The sequence below is a fragment of the uncultured Pseudoflavonifractor sp. genome, from assembly GCF_944387805.1.
Taxonomy (GTDB): Bacteria; Bacillota; Clostridia; order Oscillospirales; family Oscillospiraceae; genus Pseudoflavonifractor.
This window is the reverse complement of record NZ_CALXGI010000008.1, coordinates 1-24121: the sequence shown is the minus strand read 5'-3', so window position 1 is coordinate 24121 and position 24121 is coordinate 1. Positions and strand designations below refer to the sequence as shown.

Here is a 24121-nt window from a genome sequence, read left to right as displayed (position 1 = left end):
ATTCACTTCCTTCTCAGTGAATGCAAAAAGGGCGGGAGCCACAGTCCCCCGCCCCTCAAAATGTTACAGCTGTCTCCCCGTAAGAACGGGCTGGACGCCTCTTTTCAAGTTCAGGACACGTTGCCCTGGGCCGGCATACCTCCACGCTCCGCCCGGAGCGCCGCCCCCCCAAGGTGGGGACGCTCGGTCCGGTTAGGATCCCGTTCAATGATAGGCTGGGCATGGTTCCGGATGGTGTCCGCTGTAATGGTCACAACAGTAATGGTAGGATCGGAGGGCACGTCATACATAATCTGAGTCACGCTCTCCTCCAGCACGGCGCGCAGGCCGCGGGCTCCAATCTCCCGCTCAATGGCCTTGTCAGCTGCTGCCTCCAGAGCTGCGGGCTCAAAGCGCAGGGCCACATTGTCATACTCCAGCAGCTTTTCGTACTGCTTCACCAGAGCGTTCTTGGGCTCGGTGAGGATCTGCACCAGCTGCTCCTTGTTCAGGGCACGCAGGGCGGTCACCACAGGCAGACGGCCTACCAGCTCGGGAATGATGCCGAACTTGATGAGATCATGGGGTTGGACATCCTTGAGCACGGCGGAGCTGTCCTTCTCCTTCTTGCTCTTAATATCTGCGCCAAATCCCATGGTCTTGCGGTCCTGACGCTGCTCAATGATCTTCTCCAGGCCGTCAAAGGCGCCGCCGCAGATGAAGAGAATATTCTTCGTGTTGAGCTGAATGAATTCCTGGTGGGGATGCTTGCGGCCGCCCTGGGGCGGGACATTGGCCACCGTGCCCTCCAGAATCTTCAGCAGCGCCTGCTGGACACCCTCGCCGGACACATCACGGGTGATGGAGGTATTCTCGCTCTTGCGGGCGATCTTGTCTATCTCGTCGATATAGATAATGCCGCGCTCAGCCAGTTCGATGTCGAAGTCGGCAGCCTGGACCAGGCGCAGGAGAATATTCTCCACGTCATCGCCCACATAGCCAGCCTCAGTCAGGGTAGTGGCATCAGCAATAGCGAAGGGGACCTTCAGAATCCGGGCCAGGGTCTGGGCGAAGAGCGTCTTTCCGCTGCCGGTGGGGCCCACCAGCAGGATATTGCTCTTCTGGAGCTCTACATCCTCCCCGCCGCCAAAGTAGATCCGCTTGTAGTGGTTATATACCGCCACAGAGAGGGCCACCTTGGCGTCCTCCTGGCCGATGATATACTGGTCCAGTACCCCACGGATCTCCCGGGGAGTGGGAATCACGTCGGGAATATCCGGGCAGACCTGTTCATCAGGGTCGTAGGTATCGTCCAGAATGCTCATGCACAGATGGACGCACTCATTGCAGATATAGGCGCCGGGCCCTGCGATGATACGGGCCACCTGCTCCTGATGTTTGCCGCAGAAGGAGCAGCGAACCGATTTTTTTTCGTCGTTTTTTGCCATATTATTGTTACCTCTTGACTCTCAGTTCAATTGCGGCGGCGCCGGGCGGAGCCTGCCCGGCCTGTATCTGCTGCGGATTTCAGCCGCAGGCCGCCGCCAAAGGAATGCTGGAACAGCGCGGGGGCACAGAATGCTCCCGCGCTGTCTTAGGGTTATCTCTGGTAGATGACCTTGTCAATCAGGCCATACTCACAGGCTTCCTCCGCGGACATGAAATTGTCGCGCTCACAGTCGGCCGTGACCACTTCCACCGGCTTCCCGGTGTTTCCGGCCAGAATCTTGTTCATCCGCTTCTTAATAACCTCCAGGCGCTTGAGGTGGATTGCCATGTCGGTAATCTGACCCTGGGTGCCAGCGGAGGGCTGATGAATCATAATCTCGGCATTGGGCAGCGCCAGTCGCTTACCCTTGGCGCCGGAAGACAACAGAAACGCGCCCATACTGGCCGCCATACCGATGCAGATTGTGGATACATCGCACTTGATGTACTGCATGGTATCATAGATAGCCATGCCGTCGGTTACAGAGCCGCCGGGGCTGTTGATATAGAACTGGATGTCCTTGTCCGGGTCCTGGGCCTCCAGATAGAGCATCTGGGCTACGACCAGGCTGGCAGTGGTGGCGTTAACTTCCTCACCCAGGAAAATAATACGGTCATTCAGCAGGCGAGAAAAGATATCATAAGATCGCTCGCCTCGGTTGGTCTGCTCCACTACATAAGGTACTAAGCTCATGGTTCATGATCTCCTTTGTTGGATGTAGGAACGCGGGAAGAGGCACACTTCCCCGCCCGGCACGTCCGCTCCCATCTCACCCCAGGACACACACCTGGAGAAGCGGCGGGCAGTCATACTGCTAAAGTATACCCGCCGGTTGGAATCTTATTCCTCAGTCTTGGGCTCCTCGCCCTCAGCCTCAGCCTTCTTGGCGGCCTTCTTCCGGGGCGCAGCCTTCTTCTTGGGCTTCTCCTCGCCCTCTGCCTTCTTGGCCTCGCCCACCTTGCCGCTGTTATAGACAATCTCAGCGGCCTTCTTCGTCTTCAGCTCGTTGACCAAATCGCTCTCAGCCACGGCGGACTTCACCTGCTCGGCCTTCATGCCGTACTGCTCGGCCAGGCGGTTATACTCGGCCTCCTTCTCCTCGTCGGAGATCTCAATGTTCTCAGCAACAGCAATGGCGTCCAGAGCCAGCTCCACCTGAATCTGGTGAAGAGCGCCCTCCTTGGCCTGCTCACGCATGGCCTCCTTGGTCATACCCATCATCTGCAGGTAGTTCTCGAAGGGGATGCCCTGGGAGGTAATGCGGCGGGCATAGTCGTCCATCATCTGGTCGGCACGGTAGTCCACCATGGCGTCAGGGATCTCAACCTCCATATTGGCGACAACCTGCTCCAGCAGAGCATTCTCGAAGTCGTCCTGAGCCTGCTTCTCCCGGCGCTCGGTCAGCTTCTTGGTCAGATCAGCCTTGAAGTCAGCCAGATTCTCAAACTCAGACACGTCCTTGGCAAACTCGTCGTCCACAGTGGGAACCTGCTTCTCCTTGACCTCGTTAATCTTCACATGGAAAACAACAGGCTTGCCGGCCAGGTCGGCGTGATAGTTCTCGGGGAAGGTAATGTTGATGTCCTTCTCCTCGCCGGCCTTCATGCCAACCAGCTGATCCTCAAAGCCGGGAACGAAGGCGCCGGAACCCAGCTCCAGGCTGTGGCCCTCAGCCTTGCCGCCCTCAAAGGGAACACCGTTGTCAAAGCCCTCGAAATCCAGCACCACAGTGTCGCCCAGCTTGGCCTCGCGGTCCACAGCCACCAGGCTGGTAGCACGCTGAATATAGGGCTTGAGTTCATTGTCGATGTCCTCGTCGGTGACGGTAACTTCGGCCTTGGGAGCAGTGAGGCCCTTGTACTCGCCCAGCTTCACCTCCGGGCGCACGGTGACGACAGCCTTGAAGGAGAAGCCGTCCTTGCCGGCATCCAGAATCTCCACCTCCGGCCAGGCAACTACATCCAGGTTCTCCTGCTTCACAGCCTGGCTGTAGGCCTCGGGGTAGATCTCATTGATGGCGTCTTCGTAGAACACGCCGGAGCCATACATGCCCTCAATAATCTTGCGGGGGGCGTGGCCCTTGCGGAAGCCGGGGACAGAGATCTTGCCGCGCTGCTTCTTGTAGACTTTGTCGATGGCAGCCTCGAACTCCTCGCGGCTCACTTCGATGACGAGCTCAACCTTGCTCTTCTCCTGCTTCTCTACGCTTTTGACATTCATCTTGTTATTTCCTCCTGTCAGCGCCGGGGCGAAAAATTCTGTCCATCCAGGCGCCTATTTGCGTTATCCGATTTATACTACCAGATCTTTTTCGAAATTACCAGTCTTTTTTCGAATTATTCACAGATTATTTGCGGTTCGAAGTTCAAGTAGTCCGCTGACACCAGGTGATATTCCACCGTACCGCACTTTCCTTCGATGGCCAGCCGATGGCTTCCGCCGTGGAGATGTCCGTAATAACAGCGCTTCACGCCATACCGCTCTAACAAGGCGATAATCTCCGGGCAAGTGTATCCCTGGTACCGGGGCGGATAGTGGAGAAAACAGAACTTCTCCCGCTCTCCCGCCGCCTTCAGGGAGGCCTCCAGACGGATCAGCTCTCGGTTGAATACTTTCTCGTTGTGGCCGTTCTGATCCTCCTCATAGAACCACCCCCGGGTGCCGCATAGCGCAATGTCCCCGTACTCCCCGCAGTTATTGTGGAGGATATTCAGGGTGGTAAAACCATTCTCCGAAAAAAAGCTGTTCATCTTGGCGGCTGTATTCCACCAATAGTCGTGATTTCCCTTTAAAATATACTTCTTCTTTCCGGGCAGAGCGTCCAGAAAGGCAAAGTCCTCTCTGGCCTGCTGAAGGCTCATTCCCCAGGACAGATCGCCGCAGAGCACCACGGTATCCTCCGGCCCTACCCGCTCAAAGCCCCGCTTCAGTTTGTCCACATATCCTGTCCAGTTACCGCCAAACACGTCCATAGGCTTGTCCACGGCTAGAGACAGGTGGGTATCTCCAATTGCGTAAAGGGCCATGCCATACCTCCTGGCAAAATTTCTTTAGCGGAGCATGTCCAGAACCGCGTCCACCATATGATCCTTGGCAACGGTCTTATCAAAGCGCAGGGCCTTGCCGGCCAGTCCGGCCAGGGGCGCGGGGGCCTCTACGCCGGTCTTCTTGGCCAGCTGGGCAATGATGTCGGTGCCGGAGGCCAGCTCCGTCACACCCAGCGCCCCCAGAACCGTGTCACAGAACTTAAATGGGCTGGCGGTGGAAACCACAATGGCAGCGGTGTTGTCCCCGCTCTCCTTGCGGTACTGCTCCAGTACGTCGTAGGCTACGGCCGTATGGGGGTCGATAAGATAGTGGAACTTGTTCCATACCTTGCCGATGACTTTCTGAGTCTCTGTGTCGTCACAGAACCCAGCGGCGAAGAGCTTTCCTATCTTCTTCTTGATCTCCTCGCTGACCTCGTAGCGGCCGTCGGCGGCCAGCTGGGCCATATAGCCCCGGACCTCCTCGTCGTTATTGTTGGTCAGTTCAAAGAGCATGCGCTCCAGATTGGAGGAGACAAGGATGTCCATGGAGGGAGACATGGTATTATAGAAGTGCCGGTTGCGGTCGTATACGCCAGTATTCAGGAAATCGGTCAGTACATTGTTGCTGTTAGACGCGCAGATCAGCTTCTGAATCGGCACGCCCATCTGTTTGGCGTAGTAGGCAGCCAGAATATTACCGAAGTTCCCAGTGGGAACGCAGACATTCACCGGATCACCCAGGGAAATTTTTCCCTCCCGCACCAGGTCACAATAGGCCGAGGCGTAGTAGACAATCTGAGGCAGCACACGGCCCCAATTGATGGAGTTGGCGCTGGAGAGGAAGTAGCCCCGCTCCGCCAGCTCTGCGCGCAGCTTCTCATCGGAGAACAGACGCTTGACACCGGTCTGGGCGTCGTCGAAGTTGCCCATCACGGCGCAGACCCCTACGTTCCCGCCCTCCTGTGTGTTCATCTGCAGCTCCTGGATGGCGGACACGCCGTCCTTTGGATAAAACACCAGAATCTTTGTGCCCTCCACATCCCGGAAGCCCTCCAGAGCGCCTTTTCCGGTGTCGCCAGAGGTGGCCACCAGAATGCAGGCCGTTTTCTTCTCGTCGTTCTTCTTCAGGGAGGCAGTCAGCAGATGGGGCAGCATCTGGAGCGCCATGTCCTTGAACGCGCAGGTGGGACCGTGCCACAGCTCCAAGCAGTAGGTATTCTCATCCACCTTGCGGACAGGGGCCACTTCGCGGACGTCAAATTTGTCCTTGCTGTATGCCTTGGCTGCAAAAGAGGCCAGCTCAGAGGCCGTAAAATCGTCCAGATAGGGCTTCATGATGTACACAGCCCGCTGCTGATAGGACATATCGGTGAGGGTTTTCAGACCGTTCTGGGACAGCTTGGGAAACACCTCCGGGGTCAGCAGACCGCCGTCCTCTGCAAGCCCCTGTGCAATGGCCTGAGAAGCGGCAAGCCGCGTCTGCTTGTTTCTTGTGCTCACATAGTACATACTTCACTCACAACCCTCATCAGATTATTAAAGAACACATCGCGCACCAGCGCTTCTGAATAATTGCGCCGCAGGAGCCGCTCGTACAGCTCCGCCATATCCTGAATGCCGGACATTCCCCGGGGCATTTTGGAAATTCCATCCCAGTCTCCCCCAATGGCCACGTTCTTCTCTCCCCCCAGGGAGAGAAAGTGTTCCAGGTGGGAAATTACTGTGTCGTAGTCCGGGTCGTCGCCCAGGAAGTCGGCAAACATGTTCAGCCCTGCCACACCATGATATTCTATTATGGCAGTAAATTGCCCGTCGGTCAAGTTTCTTGGGGCAGAAAATACGGCGCGGGCATTGGAATGGCTGGCAATGAAGGGCCCTTTACAGAACTCCGCCACGTCCCAGAAGCCGGGCTCGGACAGGTGAGACACGTCTACCAGCATACCCAGCTGGTTCATCCTTCGGACAAATGCCTTTCCATACTCAGACAGCCCTCTCTCCTGCTCCTCAGCATTGGAGCCGGACAGGATGTTGGCATGGTTCCAGGTAAGATTTACCGCCCGGACTCCCAGGCGATAGGCTTCTTCCAGGTGTTCCAGGCTGCAGTCCAGCAGCTCCGCCCCTTCTACTGAGAGAAAGGCAGCGCACTTTCCAGCCTGGAATGCGGCATCCGCCTCCTTCGCCGTGCGGCAATGGACTGCCAGGTCCCTGTTTGCCGCCAGTTCCCGCTGAAAAATAGCATATTCCTCTTGAAACAACTGACGCGGAGTCAGATTCGCTTCCGCAGCAGCGTCTCCAAATATTGCAAAAAACTGGGCGTAAGGGCCAAAGGACGCCGTCCGTTCCAGATCCAGGTGGCCGTCGCTCTTGCGGATGCCGCCGCCCCGCTCAAAACAGCGGGAGATGGTGTCACAATGGCCGTCAAACAGGCATACTCTTTCCGTTGCAATCACTTTCCTCCCTGTCCCCGCTGAGGGTGCGCTAAAATGCGTTCTCAAGATAGACAATACGGGGCTGAGCTGTGGCCGTCCCCTGGGGAGCGTAGACCTCCGCCACATCAAACCTCGGCTGGCGCTCCGTGGGATTCTGGGCCAGATATAGCTCCGCCGTGGTACGGATGCGCTCCTGCTTGCCCCGGTCCACAAAGGCCCGGCCAGGAGCAAAGCGGTCGCTTTTGCGCAGCTTAACCTCTACAAAGAGGAGATAAGGGCCGTCCTCCGCAATGAGATCGATTTCCCCGAAGCGGGTCCGGTAGCCCGAGGCCACCACGCGGCAGCCCCGCCGCCGCAGTTCCTCGGCCACCAAAGATTCCCCCCAGCGGCCCAGCAGGCTGGTATTCATACGCCCTCTCGCCTCTTTTTCTGTAAAGCTCTTTTCCTGCTCATCCCTTGCTTTGAGCTGCTTCCATCTTTTTCAGGAAGCTCTTCCTGTGGATGGGACAGGGGCCGTATTTCTTCAACAGCTCAAAGTGAAGCTTTGTGCCATAGCCCTTGTGCCGCTCGAACTCATATTCCGGGTACAGCTTCGCCATCTCCTCCATATAGCGATCCCGACTCACCTTGGCCAGAATGGAAGCCGCAGCAATATTGGCGCTGCGCCCGTCGCCTCTGACCACTGTCTCATGGGCGATGGTAATGCCTTTGTCCCGGTTTCCATCAATAAGCGCGTAGTCCGGCGCGGGAATCAAAGACTGAATGGCCAGTTCCATGGCCTTCATGCGGGCATTCAGAATATTGATGGCGTCAATCTCTTTCTCGTCCACCGACGCCACCGCCCAAGCCACCGCCTTCTCCCGAATCTCGTCAAAGAGCCAATCCCGCCGCTTGGGAGTCACCTTTTTGGAGTCGTTCAGCCCCTCCAGGACCAGCCCTTCGGGAAGGATGACCGCTCCCGCGTAGACCGGACCGGCCAGGGGTCCGGCTCCCGCCTCGTCGGCGCCGCAGATAAGCTGGTATCCCCGTGCCTTACAGGAGCGTTCAATCTCCCACAGGTCAGCCTGCACCTTCTGCTTCATTCCGTCTTCTCCGCAACTGTCTGGGGCTTCTCAAGTGTAAAGCGTCCAAGCTTGCCAGCTCGAAACTCATCCAGCAATACCTTTCCCATCCGCTCCGTGTCCGGCTCGCCGCCGGAGATAAGGAAGCCCCGCTTCCGGGCTGCCTGTTCCAGGAGGGCATAACCATAGGCAAGCCCCTCCTCTTCCGTCCCCCGCTCCGGCACTGCAATCTTGTAGCGCTCCGTCAAAGCGGCGGGATAGGCGGCCGCCAACTCCTCCAGCAGGTGGCAGGCCAGTGTCTCGGTGTCCATAATCTCATCCTTTACCGCACCGGTAAAGGCCAGGTGCAGGCCGGTCTGGGGGGCCTCAAACTTGGGCCACAGGATACCCGGCGTGTCCAGCAGGTCCAGACCGGCATCCACCGCCACCCACTGCTTGCCCCGGGTGACGCCCGGCTTATCGCTGGCCTTGGCCGACTTCCGGCGGGCCACCTTATTGATAAAGGTAGACTTGCCCACGTTGGGCACGCCCACAATCATGGCGCGAATGGGGCGGCCCACCTGGCCCTTGGACTGCCACTGCTGAATCTTGTCCTTCAGAACCTCCTTGACCACGGGAGAGAACTGGTTGATTCCCTTTCCCTCCTTGGCGTCGGTCTCCAGCACGGACCAGCCACGGCTCCTGAACCAGTCCCCCCATAGGCGGTTGCCCGCAGGGTCGGCCTGGTCAGCCCGGTTGAGCACGATAAGGCGGGGCTTCTCCCCTACCAGAGTGTCAATATCCGGGTTGCGGCTGGAGACGGGAATCCGGGCATCGATTACCTCGGCCACAATATCCACGAACTTCAGGTTCTCGGCGATCATCCGCTGGGTTTTTTTCATATGGCCGGGAAACCATTGAATATCCATCTTTTTTCCTCCGTATTCCGGCGGCCGCTAAGGTCGGCGGCCGCGGTCTCTCTTTTCTCCATCCGGAGCGTTTTGTCCACCGCGTTTCATTATACACAACTCTGCCGGAAAATGGAACCCTGTCCAGTTTGTTTTATGAAAATGCAAATGGGGAGCCGCCTTCTGGCGGCTCCCCTTCTGCGGTTTCGGATTAGAGCTTCTCCTTGATCTTGGCGCTCTTGCCCACGCGGTTGCGCAGGTAGTAGAGCTTGGCACGGCGGACCTTGCCGTGACGAACGACCTCGATCTTCTCGGTAGAGGGAGCATGGATGGGGAAAACCTTCTCCACGCCAACGCCATAGGAAACGCGGCGAACCGTGACAGTCTCCTCAATGCCGCCGTGCTTCTTGGCAATCACAGTACCCTCGAACACCTGGGTACGCTCGCGGTTGCCTTCCTTGACCTTGATGGACACACGGACGGTGTCGCCCACTTCGCACTTGGGGGGCTCGGCCTTGAGGTGCTTCTCGGTAAATGCCTTCATGAGATCCATTATAATTCCTCCTAGTTTATAGGCGTTCATGCCCGCTCTTTTCCGCCGTCACATTTCCGGCAGGGGCAGAGGACCACCCTTTATTGAGACTGAAATATGATATCACAGGCTTTTCCAAAATGCAAGGAAAACTTCTCTTTTCTTATGTTTCTTTCGCATCCCTGCCCTTGTCCGCTGTCCAAAGACCATTTCCTCACGGACATCTCTGCCAGCCTCCGCATAGGATGGTGCAAAAAGGAGGTATCCCCATGCCAAAAATTTATCTCTCTCCCTCCACCCAGGAGAATAACCTCTATGTCAACGGCGGTACGGAAGAGGAGTGGATGAACCGCCTGGCAGACGCCATGGAGCCCTTTCTCATAGCCAGCGGCATCCAGTTCACCCGCAACACGCCGGATATGACCGCCTCTTCTTCCATCACGGCCTCTAATGCCGGGCGGTATGATCTCCATTTGGCGCTCCACTCCAACGCCGCCCCCGATGGGCAGTACGGACAAATCCGAGGCATTATCGTCTTCTACTACCCCACCTCCGTCAAAGGACGGCGAGCAGCTGTTATCATGGCCGACAACCTGAAAACCATCTATCCCCTCCCCAACAATGTTCGGGCGGAGGGCACCACCTCCATCGGTGAAGTGCGCCGGGTTCGGGCGCCATCGGTCTTTCTGGAGCTGGGTTACCATGACAATCCCGACGATGCTGCCTGGATTAAAAACAATCTTGAACCTGTGGCCCGTAATCTGGTCCTCTCCCTCACCGAGTATTTTGACATCCCTTTTCTCACCCCAATTCCGCCCCGGCAAGGGGTCGTAGACGTAAATTGGGGGTATCTCAATATTCGCAGCCGCCCCGATCTCTCCGGTCAGATCATCGCCAGGGCCTACGACGGCACCCGGCTCACAGTGGTGAATCAGTGGCAGGGCTGGTATCTGGTGCGGTTTGACGGCGTAGTTGGCTATGCCAGCAGTGATTTCATTACGCTGCTCTCCTGAGGGGGAGGCCCCGCCATGGTAATCCATGTAGTTGCCCCCGGCGACACGCTGGTCTCAATCTCCTCCACCTACGGCGTCCCGCTCTCCCTTTTGGCTATTGACAACGGGCTGTCACCCCCCTACCGTCTGGCAGTGGGGCAGGCGCTGGTAATACAGTTTTCCAAACTGACCCACACCGTCCGCTCTGGTGAGACGCTCTCTGCTATCGCCAGCCAATACGGCATCTCTCTTCGGCAGCTGCTCCGCAACAATCCAGTGGTGGGCGGCGGCTCCATTATCTACCCTGGCCAGACTTTAGTTATCGCCTTTCAAGGCGAAAAGCTGGGATCACTTACCGTCAACGGCTACGCCTATCCCTTCATTGGACGCCGTGAACTTCAGGCGCTTCTCCCCTACCTCACCTATCTTACTCCTTTTACTTATGGTATCACGGCCCAGGGCGGGCTGATTTCTCCGGACGACAGTATCCTGACAGCCATGGCCCACCAGAGCGGAACTGCCCCCCTGCTCCATCTCTCTACCCTCACAGAGGACGGCAGCTTCTCCAACGAGCTGGCCAGCCTGGTACTCAATAATATGGATGTGCAGCGCGCGCTCATAGACAACCTGGAGCAGGCCGTTCTGGACAAAAACTACCAGGGACTGGATGTCGACTTTGAGTTTATTTCCCCTCAGGATGCCGGTGCCTACGCAGATTTTCTGGGCCGACTATCCGGCCGGTTTAACCCCATGGGCTATCTGGTTATTGCCGCTCTGGCTCCCAAGACCTCTGCTCAGCAAAAGGGGCTCCTCTACGAAGGGCACAACTACCGCGCCGTCGGTCAGGCCGTGAACCGGGTATTTCTCATGACCTACGAGTGGGGTTACACCTATGGCCCGCCTATGGCGGTGGCCCCGCTGCCAAATGTACGACAGGTGGTGGAATATGCGTTAACGGAAATTCCGGCGGAAAAGCTGTGGCTGGGCATTCCCAACTACGGCTATAACTGGACGCTCCCCTTTGTTCAGGGAGAAAGTCGGGCCCAGTCTCTCTCCAGCCAGGAGGCGGTGGCATTGGCCGTCAGGTATGGGGTGGAAATTCAGTACTCATCACAAGCCCAGTCACCTTTCTTCTACTACACCGATGAAACCGGCGCCGCCCACGAGGTCTGGTTTGAAGATGCCCGCAGTATCCGGGCCAAGTTATCTCTGGTTCCGCAGTACGGTTTGAGCGGGGTGGGCTACTGGAACTTAATGCGCCCTTTCCCCCAAAACTGGCGGGTAATCAACAGTCTGTATGACATTTTAGACCCCTAATCTCTGCAAATAAAAGAGGATTTCGTCATTCACAATTTGTTCATTCTCAGTTTGCAATCTGTCCATCACTTTCGCCGGAAATATGGTATCCTTATCAATGTCAGGAACCCATACAACTGACCTCCTCCCTCTCTTTATTCCAGGAATCCACACTGTCTCCCCGCAGAGCGGCAATCGCTCTCTGCGGGGATGACAGACCAAAATTACAGTGTCCTTCTTCTGGACGCTTTCATTTGTATATGATTTGAGACGCGGTTTTGCTGCGTCTCATTTTTGTTATACCAGCTCCTCTGCTTGGCCCCTTTTTTCGGATAAGAAATTTTTTCTTGGAAATTGAAATTTCCTCTTGCATTTTGTTTTTTTATGTGGTATTATAATCAAGCCGTCAGCGAGCGGGTAAAAAACCGCCAGCAAAGCGATATGCGGCTGTAGCTCAGTTGGATAGAGTGACTGGCTACGAACCAGTAGGTCGGGGGTTCGAATCCCTTCAGCCGTACCAATAGGCTTCTGAAATCGCAAGGTTTCAGAAGCCTATTGTTTTGCTTCCACATATTTTTCTCTTTTTTTATTTTTTACTTGCATTCTTCTCTCCTCTGTGGTATTATACATAAGCTGTCAGCGTAAGACAGGGCAGGCAGTATGCGGCTGTAGCTCAGCTGGATAGAGTGACTGGCTACGAACCAGTAGGTCGGGGGTTCGAATCCCTTCAGCCGTACCAATAGGCTTCTGAAATCGTAAGGTTTCAGAAGCCTATTGTTTTACCTGCCCAGGACAGTTCTTATCACATATATTGCAAAGCGCCAGGAGTGTCCCAAGTAGGACGCCCCTGGCGCTTTTATTATCCAATCGGTCTCTTTATCGGCAGGCGATGCCGCGAATCTCTGTACAGAGCTTCTCCAGTTCATATTGGCCGGAGACAATGTGAATCTGATGCGGCTCATTGTCAAAGCAGCCATGCTTTCTCTCCAGCATGTCCGCCACAGGGGCGGGCAACGCCCCGCGCATGCGGAGCGCAAAGCGGTTTTTGATGGTGTCCAGATCCGCTGTCACCAAAATCCGTACCGCCCGGTCGGGCAGCAGCGCCAGATGTTCCTTCTCGGAGATGACATAAATAATTGTACTGCCCTCCACCGCCTCCTGCAGCTTTTTGCAGAAGAGATTTTGGGCAGCGGCCTCATTTCCGGCGGCAAGGCGCAGATAGTCCCTGCCTGTATACACCTGGGCGTGAAAAATGTCCTTCAGCTGGGCTGCCAGAAAAGATTTTCCGGTACAGCTCTCCCCTATAATTCCAATCACCATATCGATCGCCTCACTGCTGATTCTGTTTTTCGATCTGCTCGGCCAGGTCGTTAAGATAGACCCACCGGTCCATCTTCTTCTCCAGCTCCCCTTCCAGCTGGGCCTGCTCCTCCTGGAGCTGCTGGAGCGCCACGTAGTCGCTGGCGCACTCCTCCTGCCGCCGCTTCACATTGGCCACCTTCTCCTCCAGATTGGCAATCTCTCCGTCAATGGATTCGTACTCCCGCTGTTCCTTATAGCTGAATTTCAGCTTCTTGTGGCTCTGGGGCCGCTCCTGCTTCTTCTCAGCCGGCGGAGCCTTGGGCGCTTTGGCCTTCTCCTCCGCCTGCCGGGCAGCCAGGTACTCGGTGTACCCGCCCGGATAGGCCCGGACTACGCCGTCTGCCTCCACGGCGAACACCCGGCGCACCACCTTATCCAGGAAAAACCGATCGTGAGAGACCGTGATAACAGCCCCTGGGAAGGTCTCCAGGTAGTCCTCCAGAATGGCCAGGGTCTGGATGTCCAGATCGTTGGTGGGCTCGTCCAGCAGCAGCACATTGGGCGCGGAGGCCAGCACCGCCATCAAAAACAGGCGCCGCTTTTCACCGCCGGACAGCTTGGAGATGGGGCTGTACTGAATGTCCCCTGGAAATAAAAACTTGTCCAGCAGCTGGGTGGCGGTGAGGGTACCCTCGGGTGTCTCGATATAGTTGCCGATCTCCTTGACGTAGTCAATGACCCGGGTCTCCGGAGGCATGACCGGGTTCTCCTGGCTGAAGTAGCCGATGCGCACCGTCTCTCCCCGCTCTATCTCTCCCCTGTCCGGGGTCAGCCGGCCGGCAATCAGGTTGAGTAACGTTGATTTGCCGCTGCCGTTGGCGCCCACAATGCCGATCCGGTCGTCCCGCAGAAGCATGCAGCTAAAGTCCCGCAGCACCGTCCGGCCCTCAAATACCTTGGTGACGCCCCGCAGCTCAATGGTCTTTTTCCCCAGGCGGCTGGAGATTGCCGACAGTGTCAGCTCGGCCCGCTGCTCCGGGCCCTTCTGCTCCTTCAGGGCCTCATACCGCTCCAGCCGCTCCCGGCTCTTGGTGCCCCGGGCGGTGGGGCCCTGCATCACCCACTGGTATTCACGGCGGAGAATGGACTGCCGCTTGCGTTCGCTGGCCTGGGCCATCTCCTCCCGCTCCGCCCGGATGCGGAGATAGTCCTCATAGTTTCCCTCATAGAAATAGAGCTTGCCCCGCTCCACCTCCGCCATCCGGGTGACCACCCGCTCCAGAAAGTAGCGGTCGTGGGTCACCATTACCAGGGCGCCCTTGTACTGGCGGAGATAATCCTCCAGCCAGCGGACCATCTCGCTGTCCAGGTGGTTGGTGGGCTCATCCAGGATGAGCACATCACTCTCATGGACCAGAGCGGAGGCCATGGCCACCCGCTTCCGCTGGCCGCCGGACAGGGTACCCACCCGCTGCTCAAAGTCTGTGATGCCCAGCCGGGTGAGGATGGTCTTGGCCTCATACTCTGCCAGTTCCCGGGCCTCGGGCGAGAGTCCGGCAAACACCTGCTCCAGCACGGTTCTGCTCCCCTCAAAGGCCGGGTTCTGGGGCAGGTACTCCACCCGGACATTGGGGTCCAGAGAGACAGTGCCCTCGTCCGGCTCCTCTGCCCCCGCCAGAATCTTCAGCAGGGTGGATTTTCCCGTGCCGTTGATGCCGATGACACCCACCTTGTCCCCCTGGTTCAGGTAGAGGGATACCCCGTCCAGCAGCACCTTGGTGCCGTATGCCTTTTTGATGTGCTCTGCCGACAAGAGCATATGTCATTCCCCTTTCTGGGTCTTTTGTATTACAGTTTTTCCAGCTTGGCCCGGAAGGAGATCCGCCTGGGCGTGGCTACCTCATCAAACTGGACCACGTGGGCGCCCCGCTCTCTGTCCACCTCTAAAATCGTGCCCAGGCCAAACATCTGGTGCCGCACCCGCTGTCCCACGGAAAAGGCAACGGCACTTTCATCCTCCGGCAGATACCGCTCACTGCTGGCGATGGCACATCTGGTCTCCCGGATCAACCCCTCCTCGGGCGGCCTGGTGTAGGTGAGCAGCTCCTGGTCGATATCCAGCAGGAACCGGGACGGATAGCGGGGCGAGCCGTCAAAATTGCGTCCGTCCGCCGCAGAGAGATAGAGTCCCTTCTCCGCGCGGGTCAGAGCCACAAAGGCCAGCCGCCGCTCCTCCTCAATGCCCTGGAGGGTGCGCACCTTCCGGGAGGGGAAAATCCCCTCGTTCATGCCGCACAGGAACACATAGGGAAACTCCAGGCCCTTGGCTGCGTGGACGGTCATCAGCTTCACCTTGTCTCCCTGGTCCCCGGTGTCACTGTTGCTGAACAGGGCGACATGGGTCAGGTAGTGTTCCAGAGTGGTCTCCTCGCCGCAGGTGGTCTCGTACTCGTACACCGACTGCTTCAGCTCCGCCAGATTGTCCAGCCGCTCCTGGCTGCCCTCAGTGCGGAGCATCCGCTCATAGCCGCTCTCGTTGAGGATTGCGGAGAGTACCTCCGAGATGGGACGCCCCTCATATCCAGCAGAAAAGGACTCTATCAGGGAGACGAAGGATTGGGCCTTTGTTCCCTTGAACACCGGGTCCTCCAAGTTGTCCAGCAGGCTCTGGTAAAGAGTTTTTCCATACTCTGCCGCATACTCCTCCAGAAAGGCCATCCGCCGCTTGCCCAGGTTCCGCTTGGGTACGTTGGCAATTCGCCGGAAGGACAGGTCGTCCTTGTAGACAATCATCCGCAGATAGGACAGGGCATCCTTGATCTCCATGCGGCCGAAAAACTGCACGCCGCTGTAAATGGTATAGGGAATTTTGGCCTGAAGCAGTACCTCCTCCACCGAACGTGACACATAGTGAGCCCGGTAGAGCACCGTCATATCCCGGTATGGAACCCCCTGACTATGAAGCCGTTCCATCTCCCCCGCTATCCATTTGGCCTCCGCCTCCTGGGTCTCCCCCAGATGGCACAGTACCGGGGCGCCGGAAGGCAGGGTTGGAATCAGCGTCTTCGGGATGCGGTATTTGTTCTTGTCAATCAGTGTGTTGGCTACCGCCAGAATCTCCGGCGTGGAGCGGTAGTTTTCCATCATCATAACAGTCTTTACTTTTGGAAAGTGCCGATCAAATTCCAATAGATACTTCACGTCAGCACCCCGCCAGGTGTAGATGGTCTGGTCCGGGTCCCCTACAATGAACAGATTTTTATGGTAGCCGCAGAGCACCTCCATCAGCTGGTACTGAAGCTGGTCAATATCCTGAAACTCATCGATCATGATGTACTCCAGCCGCTGCTGCCACTTGAGCTTAATATCCTCATGCTCCTGGAAGATATAGAGCGAAAACTTAATGAGGTCATTGTAGTCCAGGCCAAAGCACTTCTTCTCCTGGTAGAGGTAGCCGTAGAAAATGACGTCCCCTGTCTGCACGGCATTGAGATACTTCTCTTTTAAGGTGTCCAGAGACAGGTTAATCAGGTCCCGATAGTATTCCGGCTCCTTGAAGAGTTTGCGTATCTCAATCATGTCCCGGGCAGCAGAAAAGGTCATGTCCCGCAGGGTCAGTCCCCGCTCCTCGTAGATAATCTGGAGCATGGCGTCAATGTCGGAATTGTCCAGCACCAGAAAACTCTTGGGGTACTGGACCGCATAACCATCCTCCTGGAGGACGGAGACGCAGAAGCCGTGAAAGGTGTTGATGTATCCGGTATCATTGTCCCCGGTGAGCTGATGGATGCGCTGGCGCATCTCGTTGGCGGACTTATTGGTAAAGGTGACGCAGAGAATGTTGCCCGGCAGGATACCCAGCTCATTTACCAGGTAGGCAAACCGGCGGGACAGCGCCCGGGTCTTACCAGAGCCTGCGCCGGCAATGACGCAGACAAAGCCCTCCGTAGCCGTAACCGCTTCCCGCTGGGCGTGGTTCAGGCCCTCCAGAATATCTTGCATCCAGCTTCCCCCTATCAGAACAGTTGTTTTTATTATAGCAGGAATCCTCCAGCCGCTCAATATCAGCCCAGACCCTTTTCCCCTGTTTTGGAATAGAACCAGACCGCATGTGCCATAGGCTGATATTTTCCCATTGAGGAGATATTTTGAGCCAAACACATTGTTGGGAAAGCAATTTCAGATAAAATGTGGTATACTTGTGATATTCCATCAAAAGGTGGCGACGCTGCATGGAAAAGCGGGAAAAAGCGGCTATTGCTTCTTCCAACAACCAGAGGTTCAAAATTGGCCGCCGTGAGTATACCGGCGTGGACAAACGCACTTATCAGCTGGACAAAAAGATCCCGTCAGGAAAAGCCTGTATGAAAACCTGCGCAGTCCGCGTTGTCCGCGACCGTCCCAGCCTTATGGACATCTACCGTATTGAACACTGGCTCTCAGGAAAGGGATTTTATCAAAAGAGCGCTGTGCCCAGTGCGGACAGAGCGCGGCTGCTGGCGGAATACCATCTGCAATACAGCGAGGAACTCCGGCGGTACTACAATTCTGAAGAATCTCTGTGGGAACTGTTTCTGGAGAAGTTTCCAGACAAAATCGCGGAGGAACGCATCAGCAGCTACGGTGAACTCCTCTACCGGGCAAAGTATCGAAGATAGCCGCGCAGTGCGGCGTCCCCAATTCCTTTCATATTCCGCAGCCGCAAAAAGGGCGGGCCTGGAATATTCCAGGCCCGCCCTTATATCTGTCCGGCTTAAAGGCAATTTGTGGTCATCCCACTCCAACCTGGTCGTTTATCCAACCATTTTGACCACCAGCTACTCGCCCAATCTCTTTCTCAAAAAATTCTAAATTAGTTCTAAATCAAGCCAAAAACCGGGCTTAAAACAGAAAATAAATAAAAAAAGAGCCCGGGGAAACGAATTTCCTCGGACTCTTTTGTGAGTCATTATTTAGGGACAATGTGCTTGTTTGCGGGGGGACAAGTACAAGGTACCCAAGGGGAATTCGTTTCTTTAAAAAATCTTAACATCTTTGGGGTGGATTTTCAAGAGTGAATCATAAAGAAATTGTCTGCCGATAGATTTGAGTTGTCTTGCCTATAATCAGTCAGTAACTTAAATCTATATGTTTGGGAGGCAAGTCAATGTACCCACCTAAGATCCCAATGGATGGTATCTATCGAGTAAAAATTCTTGCAGTTATGCAGGATGATGCGGCTTATTATATCCGCTATGACATATCGGTTGGCCCATGTGTGGGATGGGCTACCTATATGTATCAGCAGACTGGAAAGTGGCCTTTGGTCTGGAGACTGGATAAGCGTAGAGGTACCACTGTCATCCGGTGTGCACTGGACGCACTCCACCTCAGTGGCTGCGCCAATGTACAATCATTGGCGCAGGCAGCCGGACATCATATATGTCTGGAGCTGCATCGCCAGACGGGCACCAGATATATAGATGTAAGGAGATCGTTGCCAGCATCCGCTTATCGAATTACCCCAGACGACATCCGTATTGGTACCGAAGGCGGGTGGCGGCAGGGCGATCCTAACTGGCGGCACGCATTGCTGTTAGCAAACTTGTCCGGGCTGCCCGTACTTAGTAGCGACAGCCGCGAAGGTAAATCTCCCATGGTCGATTGGTGTGCCGAGCATGGTGTTATTATTCTGCCGCAGTACTTACCTGCTGGAGATTATACTTTGTCAGGCAGTAATGTTATTGTAGACCGCAAAGATAACATCCTGGAGCTCTACAAGGATTTTGCAGGATCTCAAAACAGACAATCCTATGAAAATGCCGCACTCCTTACACAAATAGCTGGTAAACAACTGGTGTATGTGATTGGTACTGCCCCAGACGATCATGTGGTACAGATTTCGGATTTATCCCATTGGCAGTTCACATTTTAAAAATCAGACTTTTGTTGGAACCCACTTATACCAACAGGTATTGCGGCATCAGGCCATGTACCCACACATCAGCTTTATTTTTGCAAAGCGAGAAAAGGTCTGTCAGACAATTTGGGACACTCTCTCAAAGTGAAGTTCGTGATGCAATGCTGATTATCTGTAAAGTAAAAACATAAGTATTATATGCGATATCACAAACTCATATTTTGGGCCCTCTCAGAGTAACCCTTTCAGTGTGTAGGCGGATCTTTTACACAAAAAGATGATTAAGGGGAACTATAGTGTCGCACACAACAGTTTGATTGGTTTGGCTCATGTTGTGAGCAACGAGAAGTCTGTCTGCTGTTTTTAACAACAGGTCACGACTGCATGAGCCAAAAATACGCAGCATGATGGCGCAAGTCAAAAAGCAATATGCCCCTACTCTTTTGTATATAAGAAAAGCATCCCTATCTGCTCCAAACGCACTATATTTTACCGCTGCCCAGCAGCAAATTCTCCCATATGGATGTCCAACACTCCTCTGGGTGGCTGGATCAGGGCATCCTCATACTGGCACTTCCACTGGATTTCCCGACTCATTTGGCCATCCGCTACGCCGTCTACCGTTTCCCCATCCTTAATAGGGTTGTCATGCTCCAGAATATAGGACGCCACATTGTAGGCATGGTTTACCACCCAATTGGGATCCATGTCGTGGAAGTGGTACTGGAGATCCGGCAGGAACAGGGTACTCATGCCCACCGTATCGATGAGCATATCCTCGGTACCCTCAATGTTGAAGAAACGGACATTGACGCCAAAACGGATGAACCGATCTGAGCCTTCGATCTGATGGGAACGCACATCCTCCGCTAGCAGGAGCTTGCCGCAGTTCTGGAAATAGAACGCCTCACAGGTGGGGTACAGCTCCGCAAGGGCCTCCACAAAGTCGGCGTCCAGGCTGGCCCGCTCCAGCGTCGGAAGAGCCGCTGCCAGCATATCGGTAGCCACAACCTGATACCGGCACTCCCGAAAGATCCGCTCCCGATCCTCCTGACAATCCCACATCTGGCTCATCAGGAAGGCGTCAAAGCCTTTGCCCTTGAACTTGTCACATTTCATCACCATCAGCTGCACCGGGCATTTGCCATCCTGAAATTCCGCGACATGATCCAGGGCGGCAAAGCCAGCCATCTTTTTATCACGGCAGAAACACTCTACAGCGCCAATGTGCTTTTCCATTACAGCGGTCATTTCGTCCTTATCCGGCATGTCCACCAGCTCTTTGAACAGCATCTGAATGAGATAGGGGCCACCAGGCTGGTGGCCTTTTTTGTCGTTCAGGTTTTGCTGGAAAACCTTGTTGCTCATCTGTTATCCTCCTGCTTTTTATGAACCTACAGCTGCTGCATAGCGCCTGTGCCACTCATTCCAGAAGGCTAGATAGCCATTTCTCGCAAATTCGTCATCAGGGATATGTTTGGGCTGACAGGACTTATAGTAGGCCTCCACCTTATCTGCAAAGCGGATAACCACTCTTTGATACCCCTGCAAAGGCACCCATTCTTCTTCTCCGGATGGAAGTGTAAGCTTTACCCCTCCGTTCTCGTGGACAACAGACCAGTCTAAACCGTTATCGCAGCCTGAGATCGTGACTTCGGACAGATCCTTATTGGCAATCAAGAAGTGCCCACAGCACGGAACCATCTGGATATCATTTTCTGACATGATCTTATCCTCTGTCAAGGTCTTTAGTAAATAGAGTGCGGTCGCGCTGACAGTCCCATCATACTCCATCACTGTCTTGCCGATCTGTACCGTCACATGACCATGCAGACAGAGATCCTCGGGATCATCCTCCGGGCCGCAGATCCAGGAAAACTGGTCGGCATCTATCTTAAACATCTGTTTACCTCTCTTTGTCATGGTCTTAAAATAACTGGCTCCATTTTAGCCGGAGTTATAGATCTTTCATATCTATAGTCATGCAAGACTTGATCTATCAGCTCCTTAGCCTGTAGCTCTGGATAATAGCCTGTTTTTGCAAAGCCACACCGTCTCCGGGCAGGACTCCATCAATAATCCAGCAGGATGGGCACCTGCTGTTCCTCGGCAAACAGCATGGCCCGCCAGAACATGGAGAAGGCAAACTTGGCAAGGGATTGGGTGCCATACTGGGTGTGTTCCAGGATGTCCGCCTTGCTATACTGTCCATCCGAGCCTACGGTCCCGTCTACCGGGTATCCCTCCGTGTCTGCCCAATCAAGGATGGTATCCTCATCGGCCTGCCACGCCAGCTGGTTCAGCTTCTCCAACTCCTTCCGCAGACCGCCCAGGGTGGCGATCATCGCCCGATCATCGGTGGGCAGAGGCGCCTGAAATAAGAAGGAATCCGCCAGAGGCAGCCACCAGGTAGCCCCACGGAACAGGGACCACACCCGCTCCTCATCTGATCCAAGGCGCGCGACCAGAGGATGCTCCCCGAAGTTCCAGTCCTTTTCCACGGTGGGGGGTACCGGCTCATCGTATGTATGGCAGGCGGCCACCAGCAGCATAGCGCCGAAGGCATCCCAATCCGGCTTGTCGGTGTAATAGGGCTTCTCATTGTCCTCCGGCCAGGGAGTGTAGGGGGGCTGGCCCGGCTGAGAAATGGCGCTCAAGATCTGATCCCGCCAGTTCTCCACCGCCGTCTGGATCTCAGCCGGGGACATTTCTTCCTCGTTATCAGCAGGTTCTCCATCCGGCGTGATCCGGTTAAAGGCGTATCCGTTTTCCTCCGCCCACTGCTGAACAACTGTCTTCCAGCTGTGGGAATAGTACCGGGTCAATGTTCCGGCGTAGATATCAAGTCCCATAGTGATGCCTCCTTCTCTGTTATGCGGTCATCCTTTTGCTGGAGCGAACAGCCTGTCGATTTTCTCCAGATCGTACTCCAAGATCCAGCCATGAAACTGATGGTAAAGCGGCAAAAGCAGTTCTCTGGAACTGCCCAGCACATCCAGCCCCCGGTCATCGTACAGGTGGTAGAGGAACGGTCCCGGCCCTGTCAGATAGACGCTGGACACAAAGCCGCTCCAGCCTCCGATATCCCCCAGAATGATTTCCTGTAGAAGTTGCTCCGGCTGAAAGGTAATCCCGCTGAGATCCCAGTAAAACTGCACTTGTGCATGGGTATCCCCATCTTCATCCTGCTCTATGGCCGGAAGTTGCTCATCGGGAACCGGGAGTCCCATTCGCTGCCGGATAACTGTCAGCAGGGACTCGGCAGGTTCTTCATCGGGATACCCGTCGATCCGCAGAAGGTCCGGCACTGCCGGAAGTGCCCGATAGATTGCGGCGGCCCGGTTCAGCGCCCCCTGAACATAGGCGGGGTTGGTTTTCAGCTTCGCCGCACTCCTGTCCAGATAAATTGGTTCCTCCCCGCCGATTTCAAACCGGATGCCCACCGGCGCATGGTAGAACAGAGGGTGATCCAGCCCAGCCATGCCCAGATCATGTAAAATGTGTTTAAACCGCTTTGCCAGCATGGTATCCCTCCGTCTTACAACATTTCATACAGCAGTGCAGCGTCGCCCTGCACCAGTTCCAGATGGGAGCGCAGCGTTTCAAGTCCGCTTTGTACCGCCTCGGTGAGTAGATCCCAGTCTGGGGCAATTTTAGCGGCCAGCTCCGGGAGGTTCTGCTCCCGCAGAGCTACCAGCAGTTTAGACGCCAGCTCTCCCTTCAGCAGAGCGCAGTCCAGGGTGTCCTCCGTCTGGGGAGCAGGAAAACGGACATCCAGATCCAGCTCGCTCTCACACCAGTCCCAGATGGCCATATAGACCGCGCCGGAGCAGTCACCGTTGGACAGTTCCTGCCGCTGGCCGTCTTTGAGAAGATAAAAGGATGCGATCTGTGACATGGCAATTCCTCCTGAATATCATTCTTTTTCCATCAACCCTTCGGCCTGCATCCGAATCACATAGAAGGCCCGCACCCAGTCCAGTTCCTGCTCCATGGATTCCTCCAAAGCCAGCAGGCGGCGCTTTCCCAGCCTGCGGTCCAGAAGGGCAAAGATGCGGACAAGAGGATTCCCACTGACGAGGCTTTTCTCAATGCTCTGGTTGTCAAATTCGTGAAACGCCTCATAGAAAAAACCGTTGTCAAAACAGCCGTCGTTCAGCGTCCCTTCATGGGCCAGCCGGAAGGGGGCCTTTGGGTCGACCTCTCCGACACCCTCCCGCCGCAGGGCCTGATATCTGTTCCAAAAATGCTGTTCATAGGCATAGTAGTTGCTTCGCAGCACCTCCACGCCGTCCAATCGAATGGCCGCCCGGCCTGTTTGGTCATGGCTTTCCCAGTAGCTGGTGGCAAAATACTGGATGCGGCCCCGGAGCGCCGGGCACAGGTAATCATTCTCCAGTTTGTTCCGCATTCCGCTCCAAGTGGATACGCCTGCCATATCATCACTCCTTTTGATATCGTGACATTACGGACTGCAACCGCTCCAATGATACTCGCACTTCTTTCCACCGGCCATTCTCTGTATCGCAGCATCGGAGGAGCAGAGCGTCGCTTCTCCAGCGGACAAACTCGATATCGTCAAACCGGGTATTGTCCGGGTCAACGATGTGCCGCAGATCCAGCCAATGCTCCGGGGGCTGGGGCTGGAGCGGACAGGAAAAGTCCAGCACGATTAGTGGAGTAGGGACAGGCCCAAATGCAGCTGGTGACAGCCAGCAGATCAGCGCCAGGGTCATAGTCCGCGCCGGTCCAGATGAACACTTCTTCGGCTTTCTGGCCCTCCCCCGGGTGGACACAGGCAGGGACATAGTGCATCTCCTGTCCGCTCTCCACCTCCAGAACGCTGTATCCATACAGTTCTGTGCGGAAAATCAGATAGTGCTTTCCGTTGTGGTGGCGAAACAGGGAGCAGAATTCACCATCCGTGTCCAGATTACGCCAAGCATATCGCACCTTGCCCTCATTGTCCAGCAGTTCGCTCTCGCTGCCGCAGAGATGCAGATCGCCGTCATAGATGTAGGCTTTGGAGCGGATGGAATATCCATCCGTCAGCGGAAACTGCTCATCTTGCTGAGGAGATCGGTTCTCCGGTGCAAACATGGCATCATACTGCGCCCGCCAGTCCCGATAGCGTTTTTCATGGGCGATATTTTCAGTGCTCATTGAGATACCTCGCCAATTTCTTCTCCAGCAGTTCTGTCATATCATTGCAGAGGCGCTTTACCT

Annotated in this window: 24 protein-coding genes and 2 tRNA genes; 6 read left to right on the top strand and 20 right to left on the bottom strand. The window is 55.5% G+C overall.

The window, feature by feature from the left end; all coding sequences use genetic code 11:
- Window positions 1–110 precede the first annotated feature (110 nt).
- The 10 genes from clpX to rplS form a co-directional block, all read right to left on the bottom strand.
- Window positions 111–1427, bottom strand: a complete 1317-nt coding sequence (gene clpX, locus Q0K06_RS03705; protein ID WP_294548754.1) for an ATP-dependent Clp protease ATP-binding subunit ClpX — start codon at window positions 1425–1427, stop codon at window positions 111–113.
- A 152-nt stretch (window positions 1428–1579) separates the two neighbouring features.
- A complete protein-coding gene (clpP, locus tag Q0K06_RS03700) occupies window positions 1580–2161 on the bottom strand; it encodes an ATP-dependent Clp endopeptidase proteolytic subunit ClpP (protein WP_294548751.1) in 582 nt (193 codons plus the stop codon).
- A 147-nt stretch (window positions 2162–2308) separates the two neighbouring features.
- A complete protein-coding gene (gene tig / locus Q0K06_RS03695; RefSeq protein WP_294548749.1) occupies window positions 2309–3688 on the bottom strand; it encodes a trigger factor in 1380 nt (459 codons plus the stop codon).
- A gap of 116 nt (window positions 3689–3804) precedes the next feature.
- The gene (locus Q0K06_RS03690) at window positions 3805–4494 is read right to left on the bottom strand and encodes a metallophosphoesterase (protein WP_294548747.1); all 690 of its coding nucleotides are present in this window, start codon (window positions 4492–4494) and stop codon (window positions 3805–3807) included.
- A gap of 24 nt (window positions 4495–4518) precedes the next feature.
- Window positions 4519–6006: a threonine synthase gene (thrC, locus tag Q0K06_RS03685; protein WP_294548745.1), complete on the bottom strand. Its 1488-nt coding sequence runs from the start codon at window positions 6004–6006 to the stop codon at window positions 4519–4521.
- A complete protein-coding gene (locus Q0K06_RS03680) occupies window positions 5994–6947 on the bottom strand; it encodes a dipeptidase (RefSeq protein ID WP_294548743.1) in 954 nt (317 codons plus the stop codon). Before Q0K06_RS03680 ends, thrC begins: the two co-directional genes overlap by 13 nt.
- 28 nt (window positions 6948–6975) lie before the next feature.
- Window positions 6976–7335: a YraN family protein gene (locus tag Q0K06_RS03675; protein ID WP_294548741.1), complete on the bottom strand. Its 360-nt coding sequence runs from the start codon at window positions 7333–7335 to the stop codon at window positions 6976–6978.
- A gap of 40 nt (window positions 7336–7375) precedes the next feature.
- Window positions 7376–8008: a ribonuclease HII gene (locus Q0K06_RS03670; protein WP_294548739.1), complete on the bottom strand. Its 633-nt coding sequence runs from the start codon at window positions 8006–8008 to the stop codon at window positions 7376–7378.
- On the bottom strand, window positions 8005–8895 hold the full coding sequence (ylqF, locus tag Q0K06_RS03665) for a ribosome biogenesis GTPase YlqF (protein ID WP_294548737.1): 891 nt from the start codon (window positions 8893–8895) through the stop codon (window positions 8005–8007). The genes Q0K06_RS03670 and ylqF overlap by 4 nt, the downstream gene beginning before the upstream one ends.
- A gap of 190 nt (window positions 8896–9085) precedes the next feature.
- Entirely contained in the window at window positions 9086–9427 is a 342-nt protein-coding gene (gene rplS / locus Q0K06_RS03660) for a 50S ribosomal protein L19 (protein ID WP_294548735.1), read from the bottom strand.
- A gap of 248 nt (window positions 9428–9675) precedes the next feature.
- Between rplS and Q0K06_RS03655 the strand changes: the two genes are divergently transcribed.
- The 4 genes from Q0K06_RS03655 (at window position 9676) to Q0K06_RS03640 (ending at window position 12433) form a co-directional block, all read left to right on the top strand.
- The gene (locus tag Q0K06_RS03655) at window positions 9676–10419 is read left to right on the top strand and encodes an N-acetylmuramoyl-L-alanine amidase (protein ID WP_294548733.1); all 744 of its coding nucleotides are present in this window, start codon (window positions 9676–9678) and stop codon (window positions 10417–10419) included.
- Between the two features lie 15 nt (window positions 10420–10434).
- Window positions 10435–11715: a LysM peptidoglycan-binding domain-containing protein gene (locus tag Q0K06_RS03650; RefSeq protein ID WP_294548731.1), complete on the top strand. Its 1281-nt coding sequence runs from the start codon at window positions 10435–10437 to the stop codon at window positions 11713–11715.
- A gap of 422 nt (window positions 11716–12137) precedes the next feature.
- Window positions 12138–12214, top strand: a tRNA-Arg gene (locus tag Q0K06_RS03645).
- Between the two features lie 142 nt (window positions 12215–12356).
- Window positions 12357–12433: transfer RNA gene (locus Q0K06_RS03640), tRNA-Arg, on the top strand.
- Between the two features lie 137 nt (window positions 12434–12570).
- Here the strand turns inward: Q0K06_RS03640 and Q0K06_RS03635 are convergent.
- Genes Q0K06_RS03635 through Q0K06_RS03625 form a run of 3 tightly spaced genes read right to left on the bottom strand, consistent with a single transcriptional unit; the run spans window position 12571 to window position 16998 of the window.
- Window positions 12571–13014 (bottom strand): hypothetical protein, encoded by a 444-nt coding sequence (locus Q0K06_RS03635; protein ID WP_294548729.1) that lies wholly within the window; start codon window positions 13012–13014, stop codon window positions 12571–12573.
- A gap of 10 nt (window positions 13015–13024) precedes the next feature.
- Complete coding sequence (locus Q0K06_RS03630; protein ID WP_294548727.1) at window positions 13025–14815, bottom strand: ABC-F family ATP-binding cassette domain-containing protein; 1791 nt, start codon at window positions 14813–14815, stop codon at window positions 13025–13027.
- Between the two features lie 29 nt (window positions 14816–14844).
- Window positions 14845–16998 (bottom strand): UvrD-helicase domain-containing protein, encoded by a 2154-nt coding sequence (locus tag Q0K06_RS03625; protein WP_294548725.1) that lies wholly within the window; start codon window positions 16996–16998, stop codon window positions 14845–14847.
- A 230-nt stretch (window positions 16999–17228) separates the two neighbouring features.
- Here Q0K06_RS03625 and Q0K06_RS03620 point away from each other — a divergent pair, with 230 nt between their 5' ends.
- The gene (locus Q0K06_RS03620) at window positions 17229–17654 is read left to right on the top strand and encodes a hypothetical protein (RefSeq protein ID WP_294548722.1); all 426 of its coding nucleotides are present in this window, start codon (window positions 17229–17231) and stop codon (window positions 17652–17654) included.
- Window positions 17655–18142: 488 nt separating this feature from the next.
- Window positions 18143–18910 carry a hypothetical protein gene (locus tag Q0K06_RS03615; RefSeq protein ID WP_294548720.1) on the top strand — a complete coding sequence of 256 codons (768 nt, stop codon included), beginning with the start codon at window positions 18143–18145 and terminating at the stop codon, window positions 18908–18910.
- 474 nt (window positions 18911–19384) lie between these two features.
- Here Q0K06_RS03615 and Q0K06_RS03610 read toward each other — a convergent pair whose 3' ends face one another.
- The 7 genes from Q0K06_RS03610 to Q0K06_RS03580 all read right to left on the bottom strand — a co-directional run bounded on the left by Q0K06_RS03610 (window position 19385) and on the right by Q0K06_RS03580 (window position 24058).
- Entirely contained in the window at window positions 19385–20263 is an 879-nt protein-coding gene (locus Q0K06_RS03610; protein WP_294548718.1) for a DUF4261 domain-containing protein, read from the bottom strand.
- An 18-nt stretch (window positions 20264–20281) separates the two neighbouring features.
- Window positions 20282–20797, bottom strand: coding sequence for a hypothetical protein (locus Q0K06_RS03605; RefSeq protein WP_294548716.1), 516 nt, complete (start codon window positions 20795–20797; stop codon window positions 20282–20284).
- Window positions 20798–20967: 170 nt separating this feature from the next.
- Window positions 20968–21747 carry a hypothetical protein gene (locus tag Q0K06_RS03600; protein WP_294548714.1) on the bottom strand — a complete coding sequence of 260 codons (780 nt, stop codon included), beginning with the start codon at window positions 21745–21747 and terminating at the stop codon, window positions 20968–20970.
- Window positions 21748–21774: 27 nt separating this feature from the next.
- On the bottom strand, window positions 21775–22419 hold the full coding sequence (locus Q0K06_RS03595; protein ID WP_294548711.1) for a DUF3885 domain-containing protein: 645 nt from the start codon (window positions 22417–22419) through the stop codon (window positions 21775–21777).
- A 14-nt stretch (window positions 22420–22433) separates the two neighbouring features.
- Window positions 22434–22793 (bottom strand): hypothetical protein, encoded by a 360-nt coding sequence (locus Q0K06_RS03590; protein ID WP_294548708.1) that lies wholly within the window; start codon window positions 22791–22793, stop codon window positions 22434–22436.
- A gap of 18 nt (window positions 22794–22811) precedes the next feature.
- On the bottom strand, window positions 22812–23333 hold the full coding sequence (locus tag Q0K06_RS03585; RefSeq protein ID WP_294548705.1) for a hypothetical protein: 522 nt from the start codon (window positions 23331–23333) through the stop codon (window positions 22812–22814).
- Window positions 23334–23494: 161 nt separating this feature from the next.
- Complete coding sequence (locus Q0K06_RS03580) at window positions 23495–24058, bottom strand: hypothetical protein (RefSeq protein ID WP_294548702.1); 564 nt, start codon at window positions 24056–24058, stop codon at window positions 23495–23497.
- Window positions 24059–24121 lie beyond the last annotated feature (63 nt).